Source organism: Rothia sp. HMSC075F09, assembly GCF_001810515.1.
GTDB lineage: Bacteria > Actinomycetota > Actinomycetes > Actinomycetales > Micrococcaceae > Rothia.
Window position 1 is genome coordinate 239,401 of record NZ_KV801798.1, and the last position, 12,418, is coordinate 251,818.

Sequence of the window (12,418 nt, forward strand, 5' to 3'; positions counted from 1 at the left end):
CGGTAGGTGAACGCCGCAACGGTAGCGTTCGAGATACCAGCGTCCGCATGGAACTTGCCGTCCGACCAGCCGTAGCTGATGCCCTTCTCACGAACCCAGATGTACGCCGCGTAGTTCGGGTCGTCAGTCTTCACATCCGGCCAGGGGGACGTCTCAGGCAGCTTCACCTCCGGCGCGCCAGCCTGAAGGTACAGAGCCACCGCCAGCTCGCCGCGGGTAGCGCGTTCCTTGCGCTGCTCATCGGTCAGACTAGGCTTCTTATCATCAGTGTTGGACGCATCAGAACCCTTAAAATTCAGGTCCTGAGAAGCCAGCAGAGTACCGCGGCCCTCGGGTGCCTTACCCACCACGGGAGCGACAAACTCGCCGTCCTCGTAACCGTTGTTACCCCACACCTCCACGACGTACTTCTTCGCCGGATCCAGAGTGTTCGCCGGGACCTTGACGCTACCGGACAGCTCACCGTTCACGAACTCAAAGGCTCGGTCGTGGTGGTTGTACTCAATAAGGTCACTGGTTGCCAGAACCGGGGTGTTCGAACCCTTCTCACGGATTACATACTGAACACCCTTGGGGGAAGCAATCTCACCGTAGAAGCCGGTACCCGAGAAGTAAATATCCTGATCCGCGGTGGTGTCGCCCAGAGCCTTGTACTCCACCTTGGGAGCAAACTTCTCAGGGCGGTACGCCTGAGTCTGCACCGCAATACGTTGCACCACGTTCTTACCAGCCCACAGGTCCTTAACCGTCAGCTGGGAGTCGCCCTGCTTCTCAGCAACCAGGTCAACCTCGTAACGCACCTCGTAACGCGGGATACCGGGGAAGTAGTTGCGAGGCTCGTAGTAGTTCAGCAGCGCGCCCGGCTTGACGGTCAGCTGAGCATCCAGGGTGCCATCCTCGGCAATGGTGAAGTCCTTACCCTCCTCAAAACGGAGCGGCGTACCATCAGCGGGCAGAAGGCTACCATCGGGAACGCCCTGAGAAGCGGCAATATAAACTGCTACGTTGCCGTGCTTCTCACGCCATTCCTTCGTGAAACCCGAACCCTTCACGTGAACGGCGCCGCCCTCGGAGGTGTACAGCAGCTGAGCCTTGCCGTCGTACAGAACCTCGAACGTCGGGGTAGACTCCTGGGTGGCCTTAGCGCCCGGAACATCCGCAGCCTGCGAACCATCAGAACCATTGAAGTTCAGCGCCTGAGAAGCGAGCAGGGTGCCGCGGCCCTCGGGTGCCTTACCTACGACAGGGGTAATGAACTCGTCGCCCTCGTAGCCGTTGTTGCCCCACACCTCAACGGTGTACTGCTTCGCCGTATCCAGGGTGTTAGCGGGAATCTTAACGTTACCGTTGAGGAGCCCATGCTGGTACTGGGACGAATACTCGGGGTCGTTGTACTCGATAATGTCGCTGATAGCCAGGACGGGGGTGTTCGAGCCCTTCTCACGCACAACAATCTGAACACCCTTCGGGGAGTTAATATCGCCGTTGAAGTCCCAACCTGAGAAGTTCAGAACCTGATCGTTACCGGTATCCTTCAAAGCGTTGTAGCTCCAATGAGGAGCGAACTCATCAGAAGTAGCAACAGGATTCTCGCGGACGCGATCATCCGGCAGGGAACCAGCAACAGCCGCCGCAGGAGTATCCGCGGCAACATTCTGAGCAAGCGCAGGAGACATCGGCAGAATCATCGCGCCAGCCAGCGCCAATGCACCGCAACCCCGTGCTGCACGGAAGAAGGACGAAGCCTTGAAATTCGGAAGAGCGGACATAATCATTCCTTATTGGTCGAACCCATCGCGCCAATGCAGTTTCTAAAAGGGGAGTGAGAAATCTTCGTCGAATCTGCGCCAACCCAATGAGAAGTGGTCGAATATCCCCGTCAGTTTCGGGGACAATTTCACCCTATCAAAGGGGTGAATAGAAGTCAGGAAACACTCAAGAGAGACTTGAAGGTTCTGAGGGTTTTCCCAGGTTGACCAGCCGCTAAAAACTGAGCCCAGCAGGCTAAAGCCCGAAAAAAGAACCCCGCACTCCCAAACAAGAGTGCGGGGCCGCCAAACACGCTAAAGCAAAGCGCTAAAACAAAGCACAGAAACTAGGAAGTGCAAAAACTAGGAAGTGCGGAAGTACAGGTACATCATCATCGCAACACGACCACGAGACGTCTGAGCCGTCGGCTCAAAAGCATTACCCTCAGACACCGTAGACACACCACGACGAGACGCCCACACAATCTGACGGTAGAACGGAGTCACAGACGAAACATCGCTAAACGGCGAAGAACCCGACATCTGAATCTTCTGCGCACCATCAGCACGGTACAGCAAAGCCGCCGCAGAAGCATTCGACAGACGCGCCTCCGCATGGAACTTACCATCAACCCAACCGGACGTAATACGCTCCTGACGCGCCCACAGGTACGCATCATAGTTCGGGTCAGACTCATCAACATCTGCATACGGCGAATGCTCCGGACGGGCCACCGCCGGCGAACCCGCCAGCTTATAGAACATGGTGATTAACTCGCCACGAGTCACCGGATCCTCAGCACCAAAATGGTCCTCAGAAACCGGCTCCATAGTCTGGGTACGAACAGCCCAACGGATACCCGCATAGTACGCAGAATCCTCAGGGGCATCAGCAAAAATAGTATTCGCATCCGGCGCGGTCACGGACGGACGCAGAATCTTCGGGCCCTGCGTCGAAGAACTCGACACCAAGACAGGTGCAGAAGTTGCCGAAGCGGGCGCCGGCGCAGCAGTATCCGCCGAAGAAAGACGCGCCTCCGACGGATCATAAAAAGAGAAAAGAGGTGAGAACGGCAGATACAAAACACCCGCCAGCGCCACAGCGCCAACAGCCAGCTCAATACGGCGGCGCTTACGTTTCTTCGAATCAGCCTGAGAAGAAGCCTCGGGGGTGCCCTCCGGTGCCAGCAGAGGTGCAGAAGAATTATGGGCAGTATCAGTCGACTGCTTAAAATCCTGGGACATAAATCCTCAATGTGGTTGATGTGTCGGTGTGTAATGGGCTCCCTCTAGTTCTACGCACCCAGCCGGATAAGGGCGCGCACCAAGGGGGCGCAACAGTCCTAAGCATAAACCACAGCTTGAAAAATATTAATTTACACTCCACAGAACATTCTTAAAAAGGGGAGTGGAGCACCCCAAAAATCCGCCCAATAGCGGGTACCGCATGAGGTGCGCCCCACATGCGGTACAGCCCACATTAGCGTGTTAGCCGGCAAAAATACCTCGAAAAACCGCGGAACAGCACCGGGCGACAGTCCCGCACGCGCCCCTACAGATACCTTGCAGTCACCTCATAAACACCCCGCAATGGCACAGAAAAGCCGGGCCGGCGGGATAAAACCAACGTTTCATCGCCGCCAGCCCGGCTCAATCATTGCGGGTTAGACGCTAATCCCAACGAACTAGCAGGACCCTAGCGAACCTTGTAGTTCATCAAGAAACCAGCCAGCTCACCACGGCTCACCAGCGCAGACGGGTGGTACTCAGAACCCGGGAAAACCTGCAGCTTCTGCTGCTTAGCCCAAGTAATCTCACGGTAGAACGCGGAGCCAACCTTCACATCGGTGTACGGCGCCTCAGACGCAGCAACCGGCTTCTTACCATCAAAACGGTACAGGAACGCCGCAACAGTAGCGTTAGAAACAGACGCATTCGCGTGGAACTTACCATCAGACCAGCCGAAAGTAATACCCTTCTGACGAGCCCAAATGTACGCAGCGTAGTTCGGGTCATCGGTCTTCACATCCGGGTACGGGCTAGTAGCCGGCAGGGTAACCTTCGGGGAACCAGCCATACGGTACAGTGCAACAGTCAGCTCACCGCGGGTCGCATCATCATTAACGCCGAACCAATCCTTCTCACGAGAATCAATCAGATTCTGATCAGCAGCCCACAGAACAGCCTTGTGGTTCGCGTGAGCAGCCGGAACATCAGCGAAACGCTCACGAGCCTTCTTGTTCGCAGACTCACCGGTCAAAGTCAGGTAATCAGCCGCGATGCGCTCACGCTGACCATCGGCGTAGTTGATGGTTACGAAAATAGCGTAGTGGCTATCCTCATCCAGCTTGGTGCCGTCAACGTTAACGGTCGTCTCAAACGCGCCGGTCGCCACACGGTCAGCGTTCAGAGTGATGCTATCCAGAGCCTCACCGGTCGGGTTGCCGTCAGCCTCAGCCTCAGAGAACAGCACGTTCACGGTAGCGCCAGCCGGAACATTGAAGTCCTTACCCTTCACACGGATAGTGGTCGAAGAGCTCAGATCCACCGTGTCAGTGCTCAAAGAAACCGAAGGAGACTCCTTCTTAACGTTCTCGCCGTTCACCGGAACAAACGCCTGAGTGCTCAGTGCCTGGTTGTTCGCCTCATCGTTATCTTCCGGAACATTGAACTCGAAAGTCTGCACAACGTAGGAGCTACCGGACTTCAGGGTACCCGCCGGGATGTCCAGAACAGTCGAGAAGCGGCCGTTGGTGTAACCCATGTACTGGCCGAAGAACGCAGAGTAGGAGGTGAACTTAGCCTCCGACTGAGCCAGCGCGGGGCCGGTCGCCTTGCCGGTCGCCGGATCAACCGCACGAACCGCAACAATCAGCGACTCGCTACCGTTGTACGAAATGTTCTGGAAACCAGCACCGTTCACAGTGACCTTAGCGTTCTCAGAAGCATTCACCGACGAAGCGCTGTACGACAGGGTAGGGGAATCAACGGTGGGAACATCCGCAACCTTCAGTTCAGTACGAACCTCATCCGCGGGAATCCAGCCGTCTTCAGCGTCATCGCGGTAACCGAGCACAACATCGAAGGACGAGCCATTGGCCTCCAGATAGTTAGCGCCGATAGAAGCGGTCAGGTTCACGGTGCCGTCAGCCGCGAAAGCGGAGGCGGGAACATCCTGAACATAGAAGGGGTAATCACGCGGACGGTGCGGCGAGAAAGCAACGCTTTCACCCTTCGGAACAACGTACAGGCGGAACGACTTGCCCTTAACGAAGTCCTTGGAGAAACCGGAGCCGCTAACCATCACGTTGCCGCCCTTGAGAATATCAAAAGTGCCGGAGGTAACCTGCAGACGCTGAGCACCCTGAACCTCACCCTGCTCAACAGCCTGGGCTGCTATCGGAGTAGCAGGTGCGGCAAACGCGGGAGAGAGGGGCAAGAGCATGGCGCCCGCCAAAGTGAGGGCGCAGCCGCTCTTAGCCATGTTTTTGGGTAGCGCAAAGCGCATGTGGTTGGGAAGTGAGGACATTGTTATCCAATCAGTTTTTATCGGTGTCACGCATCGAGTGTGGTGCGCATAAACACCGTAGCAAATAGTTAAGACGTGCTGGAACCTGAAAGGTCATCAGTGCGAAAAATGCCTGTGTGTTTTATCGCATGTCTTAAGGTGAAGTATAGCTTTAAAAAGTATGTGCATGACGTGGAAAATATGCCTAAATAGTGTGCTGATAAGCACAAACACTGGTCACTGTACAAAAAAGAAAGCGTAAAAAACCCACCGCATTCGAAAAATTCGCACCTATGCAACCTCTGCAGGTTGAGAATATTCACAATGCGGTGGGTAAGGCAACATAAAAGTCACCCACAATAAAAGTGGCACATAAACAGGGTCGTAAAGTTGCCTATTTGACGAAAGCTACCCAAAATAGCTAACACCACGGCGAGACACTATGTGAGACGGCTGCCGCCGTGCTCCATGCGGTACAGCATCGTAGCGAGTTCCGTGTGCCCAATAAACGACTGCCCATACGCCTCATAGGTAGACTGTTCGCTGATATAACCCCAAATGTGCTGATCAATCGCCCACTGGGACTCCTTATGGAACGAGTAATGCCAGCCGAGAACAGTATTCCACCCACGTTCAGAAGAACCACCCGGCAGGCTACTCTTCTTTGACGCCGAAGAAACAGGACGAGGTTTCGCCGCAGGAACCTTACCCTGCGCCCTCTGATACCTATACAGGAACGCCACCGCCGAAGAATCGTAAACCTTCGCATCCGGGTGGAAACTACCATCAATCCAACCGAACGTAATGCCCTTCTGGCGAGCCCAAATATATGCGGCGTAGTCCGGGTCGTTGGGCTGAACATCCGGATACGGGCTGGTCTCCGGAAGCTCAACCTTCGGCGAACCCGCCAACATATAGAGAGCCACCGTCAGATCACGGCGCGTCATATTCTCAGAATAATAGAGCTCTGACTTGGGAAGCTGCTGAGCCTTGCACCACCTCTTCGCAGCCTCCCGCTCCTCAAACGCGTTCACCACCAAATCAATGTCAGTAGAAACAACCTGCTGTACAGAATCCGCGGCACCACCCTGACCGGGAAGAACCTTCTCCACCACCAGCTTGTAACCGCCCTGATAATTCAGCGCCTCACCGGGAACAGTGAGCGTCGCCTCCGTGTAACCGCTCTGGATGCGGTCAGCCGCAATATCCTGCTCCAGCGCCTTCTGGCCGGTCAGATTGCCAGAAGCATCCGTAGCCTGCATAGAGAAACGGTAATGGCCCTCAGTGAGCTTTGGCAGGTTCACGGCACGCACCTGCAACGTGTTCTTCTCCCAATAGGGGCTCACCTGCGGTGAATCAGAACGATATTGGTCCATCTGCTGCGGCTCAACGCGCAGAACCGGGGCGGCATCCTTCACCTCGGTGTTCGAGTTGGGCGAGCGCACCGGAATAAACGGGGCAACATCCGTCAAAAGGCTACCGGGTACCTTCTCCTCATCCGGATTCGGGAAGAAGCCGCTGTAGACGCCGATCATGTACGACTTGCCCGGTCGCAGAGTACCCGCAGGAATTGTCACATCCGCAGAGAAATAGTTGTTGAGGAAGCTCCAGCAATAGTATTCACCGCAATCCGTATAACGAACTGCATGAGTGAAAACGGGCTTGCCCACCATCAAACCCGTGGCGGGGTCAACCTCATACAGCATCAGATATGCTGGGGCACTCCCCGGCTCAAGAAGCTGCTTAGAGAGAATATGGTAGCCCTCAATCGTCAGCTGCGTATCAACCCAGGGATTATCAATCGCCGGCATGCTGTACACATAAGTAGTATGATCCGGCTCAGGGTCCTGAGTCAGGCTGAGCGGAGTGCGGGCAGTAAGGCGGGGGTCCTCATACTCCTCGGCGTTCGGTTCGCGCTCGCCCGCCGGATAGTAGGTCAGCACCACGTCAAGGGCAGGCGAAGGGGTTGCCCGGATGGTCTGCTTCTTGACCTCGAAGGTGAAGGTGATGCTCCCGTCCGGGTTGTCGTGGACGATACCGTCTTCTCGAAGATGATCGACCCTGCCGCTGTACAGGGGATTCTGGGTTGCCTCGCCGGTACGGGACCACTCGTAACCGGTACCACAGTTCACGAGGCCGAACTGGAAGAGCTTGTACTTCTTACGGAACTCGGGGGTCAACGGGGAAGTCGTCACGGACACCGTGCCGCCCTGAGAAATATTGAGAGTGCCGGTGGTGACCTTCAAATCAATCTTGTCAGCATCGCTAATACCGGTTGCGGCATCCGCCTCAGCGGCGCCGGGGACGGTAGCTACGGGGGTTGCCTGCAACGATGCGGCAGGGGAGACGGGGCTCGCCGGATCCGCTTGAGCAGGCTCCACCTGTGCGGGTTTCGTCTGTGCCGCATCAGCATGCGCAGCAGGGGTGACCGCCAGCGCCGGGGTCATGCCCAGCAACAGGGAGAGGCTGATTGCCTTTTTACTCTGGGCATTTTGAATGCGGATTTTCTGGGCAGGCGTCTTAGCGCCCTGAACTGTGGTTGGTCGGAAGAAAGAAGACACGGTTATCCCATCTAATGTTCTGCACTGTGCTTTCTATACCGCGGCTTTACACGGTGGTTTTTGCAGGGTGGTTTTCTGCACAGTGGCATTCTGTACGGTGATTGAAGCGAGTGAGGGAAAACGTTGAGTGGAAGGGGAGAAATGAACGAAAAGTTGAGTAGAAAGGGGGGCGCACAGCGCGTCTTAGCGAAAGTGCTGGCGGGCTGAAAAGTCGGGCGAATCAGCCCGAAAATTTCAGCCCGCCATCACCGATTGTAAAGCAACACAGTATCAGGCTGCGTGGCCGCGGGAGGCGACTCTCAAATAACTACTTCAGGGTGACTACTTGAGGCGGCTGCCGCCGTGCTCCATGCGGTACAGCATGACCGAGAACTCCGAAGAAGAAACAGTATCCGAACTGAAACCCTCGGCGTAGCGGCGATCATAATCCGTATAACCCCAGATGAACTGCTGAGTAGCCCACAGCGACTCCCGCCAGAATGCAGTATCCGTACGCTCATAATCGGACCAATGCGAACGCGAAACCCGGACCGGAGAATCACCCGGCACGCTACTGTTCTTAGGCGCAGACGAAGACGGCACACTGCTCGACTCCGGCGCAGGAGCCGGGGCAACCATCCGCTGGTACCTGTACAGGAACGCCACCGCAGAACGCGTCGAAAGGGCTGCCTCCGGGTGGAACTTACCGTCCGCCCAGCCGAACGTAATACCCTTCTGACGAGCCCAAATGTATGCGGCGTAGTCCGGGTCGCTTGTCGCCATATCCGCATAAGGACTGGTTGCAGGCAGCTCAACATGAGGTGCGCCCGCCATACGGTACAGCGCCACCGTCACATCGCGGCGACTCAGCACAGTCTTACTCTCGTCCAGAAGAGCCTGCTGCTTAACCCACTCGACAGCAGCCTTCCGCTCCTCAGCAGTATTCGCCAAGAGGTCAAGATTCTCAGAAGCCACCGGCTCGACCGCATCCGCCACGCCATCCTTGCCGGGGATTACCTTCTCCAGAACAACCCTGTAAGACCCCTCATAATTCAGCGCGCTACCGGGGACGTTCAGCGTCTCCTCAGCGGCACCATCGTGGATGCGCTCAACGGGAATAACCTGCTCCAACGCCTTCTCGCCGGTTGGCTCGCCAGAATCATCCGTCGCTTGAACCGAGAAACGGTAATGGCCATCGGTAAGCTTCGAAAGATTCGAGACACGTGCGGTGAGAGTATTCATCTCCTGATACGGGTTGATGCGCTTATACGGAATGTACAAATCCGGACGCGCTACAGGCTGGTCAGGATTCGGCTGGTTATCGCTCGGCTGCCCCGACCGCACCGGAAGGAACTGCGCAACACTGGTCAGCAAGCTACCGCTGTACTCCTCCTCACCCGGGTGAGGCAGATTAGAACCGTAGATACCAATCATGTAGAGCCTGCCCGGCTTCAACGTACCCGCCGGAATCGTCATCTTCGTGCCGAAATAGTTATTGCGAAAACCCGTACAGTGATGCAAGCAGTTGCCCGTCAACGGAACAACATGGGAGAAAACGGGGCGTCCCATAATCTTTCCCGTAGCCGGGTCTGCCTCATACAGAGTGATGTACGCCTGGCTGTCGTACCCGCCTACGATGTTCGGGGGAAGAATATGGTAGCCCTCAACCGTCAGAGTCGTATCCTGCCACGGCTTGTCAATCGCCGAAATGCTGTAGCGGTACGTCGGTTGGTCAGGCTCAGGGTCGCGCACCGTGGGCAAAGGAATTCGTGCCGTGATACGAGGATCATCGTACGGATAGTCGTGTGGGTCAGGCTTATCGGACGGGTAGTAGGTCAGCGCCACGTCGAAGAGGGTATCTTCTGGAACCATCATCCACTGCTTCGGGATATCAAGAGTGAACGTGACGCTCCCGTCAGGATTATCGTGTGCCTTACCCTCAGCACGGAGGCTGGCAACCTTGCTGCCGTACTGCGCCTCAGGAAGGGGATCGCCGTAATGTGACTGAAGGTAATTCTTACCGCGCTCCACAATGCCGAACTCATACAGCGTGTACTTTGCGCGGAACTCGGCACTCAGCGGCGCGGTGGTCACAGAGACAGTGCCGCCCTCAGAAATGTTGAGGGTACCCGAGGTGAGCTTCATGCCAACCGGGTTGTCAGGTTTCTTCTGCTCGTCTGCAGGGGAGGCGGGTGCAGCCTGTGCCGGTTGCGCCTGCTGCTCAGGTGCTGCCTGGGCCGGTGTTGCGAGCGCCGCCGGAGTAATACCGGCAAGCGGGCTCAAACCCAGCAGCAATGACAGGCTGAGCGCGCGGGCGCTCGCCGGGTGGCGCGGGGTATCAGAATGGTGCGAGGCACCTCGTGGTGTGAAGAATGAAGACATCGTTATCCCATCTACAAAAAACTGTACGGTGAATGAAGCGGGCGAGTAGATGAAGCAAGTGAAGAAGTTGAGCGGATAAAGCCTGAGAAGACCCCCAAAAAACAGGGGAGAAGAAGCCCCGTAAAGCCTGGTGCTGGGCAAAAGAACTCGCAGAAGGCAGGGAAGAAAAACCGGGGTGGCACCGGCGGGCTGAAAAGTCGAACTACGTCGAGCATTCCAGCCCACCGGTCACTCCTCACTACAACCGGGCGCTACTTGAGGTGGCTGCCGCCGTGCTCCATGCGGTACAGCATCAACGCCAAGTCATAGACGGACGTTGTCTCCATGAAAAAGCGTTCGTGTTCCCAATCCCCGGTGTAGCCCCAAATGCGTTGCTGAACAGCCCACCGAGATTCACGCCAGAAAGCGCTACCCTCCTCCAAATCCAGAACCCATGGGTTAGCGCTCACCTCAGATTCATCCGACCCCGGCAGGCTACCGTTACGAGACTGCGGTGCGGCAGTCGGCAAGCCGGGAGACACCTTACCGCGCGAACGCTGATACCTATACAGGAACGCCGCCGTCGAATAATTGTGCATGTTCATCTCCGGGTGGAAATTCCCATCCGCCCAACCGAACGTAATGCCCTTCTGACGAGCCCAAATATACGCGGCGTAGTCCGGATCATCCGGAGCGATATCTCCATAAGGGCTCGTCGCCGGAAGCTCAACCTTCGGGGAACCCGCCAGGCGGTACAATGCCACCGTCACATCGCGGCGCGTCATATCGCGTCCCTCACTCAAAGAAGAAAACTCAGGAAGAACCTGACGGCGCTTAAACCATGCCCAGGCGGCGTTGACCTCCTTATTCTTCGTAAACTGCAGCTGTAGATCCTTCGAAGTAAGCTGCTCAACCGACTCAACCGTACCGTCCTTGCCGGCAGTCACCTTTTCCAAGAAGAGCCTGTACGAGCCGTCATAATTCAGCGGCGCACCGGGGACGTTCAGCTTCTCATCCACCGTGCCGTCATGGATGTTCTCAGCAGCAATCTCCTGCACCAGCGTTTTCTGACTGGCCAGAAGTCCCTGCGCGTCAACATGCTGCATCGAGAAACGGTAAGAGACCCCAGGCTGCTTCTTCAAGCCGACGGCGCGTACCTGAAGGATATTTTCCTCATCATAAGGGCTCACCGTCGTAGCCTTCAGAAACATCTCAGGGCTAGCCGATTCCTTATTAAGCGAACGTACCGGGATGAAATCTGCAACATCATTCAGCAACTCACCGGGGTAATTCTCATCCTCCGGACGGTCTTTACCGTAGAAACCAATCTTATAGACCTTACCCGGCTTAAGCGTTCCCCCAGGAATCGTAATAGACGTCTTAAAATGCCAATTCAGGAAATAAACGCGCTCTCCACTACGGGAAGCCGGGTACGGAATCCGAGTGGTGAATTCTGGTTCGCCTACAATCTTTCCGGTCTTCGGGTCGACTTCATAAAAAGCCAGAAGCGCGGGGCCATCCTTGCCCTCTCGACTACCGCTCGTAAGGATATGGAACCCCTCAATCGTCAGAGTCGTATCCTTCCACGGGTCATCAATTGCGGGCACACTGAAAATGTACGTCGTCTCAGTCGGCTTAGGGTCCTGCACAACATTAATAGGTGCACGCGCCACAAAACGGAATTCGGACGGCCAAAAATCCTCCCGGTGGCCCTTCTTGTGGTACGTCAAAATGACGTCGAAAAGAGTGCCTTCATTAGCCTCAATAATGTACGGCCCAATATTGAGGAAGAAGGTGTAGCTCCCGTCTGGGTTTTCTACCATCTGCTTCGGGTTGGGCTCACGGTCAAAGAGGTAGCCAAAGTAGGCATATCCGTCAATGCGGGCATGCGCGGCTTTGAAGTACGAAGAACCGCGATCAACCAGAGAAAATTCGTAGAATTCGTAATTCTGACGGAATTCAGCACTGAGCGGAGGCGTCGTCAGCGTGACGGTGCCTCCTCGAGTAATGTTGAGAGTCTCGGGAGAGACTGTAAACCCTTCCATTTCAGGATGGCGAGATTCATCTACCTCCGGAAGCGAATACGTGGGTTCGTCAGCATCTTCTTGAGTTGCAGCGGGGGAGGCGGGGGTCGCCTGCGCCGGCTGCGCCTGCTGCTCAGGTGTAGCCTGTGCCGGCGTTGCGAGTGCCGCCGGGGTGATACCGGCAAGCGGGCTCAAACCCAGCAGTAATGACAGGCTGAGCGCGCGGGCGCTCGCCGG

Annotated in this window: 6 protein-coding genes; all 6 read right to left on the bottom strand. The window is 56.2% G+C overall.

The features are described 5' to 3' along the window. Nucleotides 1-1,769 (bottom strand): gluconolactonase (locus HMPREF2749_RS08400; RefSeq protein WP_070594169.1); only part of this gene is annotated, 1,769 nt, incomplete at its 3' end. A gap of 342 nt (nucleotides 1,770-2,111) precedes the next feature. Continuing rightward, on the bottom strand, nucleotides 2,112-2,993 hold the full coding sequence (locus HMPREF2749_RS08405) for an S-layer homology domain-containing protein (RefSeq protein WP_070594063.1): 882 nt from the start codon (nucleotides 2,991-2,993) through the stop codon (nucleotides 2,112-2,114). Nucleotides 2,994-3,444: 451 nt separating this feature from the next. Further along, entirely contained in the window at nucleotides 3,445-5,277 is a 1,833-nt protein-coding gene (locus HMPREF2749_RS08410) for an S-layer homology domain-containing protein (RefSeq protein WP_070594065.1), read from the bottom strand. Between the two features lie 419 nt (nucleotides 5,278-5,696). Further along, nucleotides 5,697-7,817 carry an S-layer homology domain-containing protein gene (locus HMPREF2749_RS08415; protein ID WP_070594067.1) on the bottom strand — a complete coding sequence of 707 codons (2,121 nt, stop codon included), beginning with the start codon at nucleotides 7,815-7,817 and terminating at the stop codon, nucleotides 5,697-5,699. A gap of 321 nt (nucleotides 7,818-8,138) precedes the next feature. Then, nucleotides 8,139-10,178: a hypothetical protein gene (locus HMPREF2749_RS08420; RefSeq protein ID WP_070594069.1), complete on the bottom strand. Its 2,040-nt coding sequence runs from the start codon at nucleotides 10,176-10,178 to the stop codon at nucleotides 8,139-8,141. A 251-nt stretch (nucleotides 10,179-10,429) separates the two neighbouring features. Then, on the bottom strand, nucleotides 10,430-12,418 hold a 1,989-nt coding region (locus HMPREF2749_RS08425; protein WP_083301096.1), incomplete at its 5' end, for a superoxide dismutase.

Bases quoted from the DNA above. Each gene is read 5' to 3' on its own strand.
- HMPREF2749_RS08405 (WP_070594063.1), bottom strand. From the start codon at position 2,993: ATGTCCCAGGATTTTAAGCAGTCGACTGATACTGCCCATAATTCTTCT.
- HMPREF2749_RS08410 (WP_070594065.1), bottom strand. From the start codon at position 5,277: ATGTCCTCACTTCCCAACCACATGCGCTTTGCGCTACCCAAAAACATG.
- HMPREF2749_RS08420 (WP_070594069.1), bottom strand. From the start codon at position 10,178: ATGTCTTCATTCTTCACACCACGAGGTGCCTCGCACCATTCTGATACC.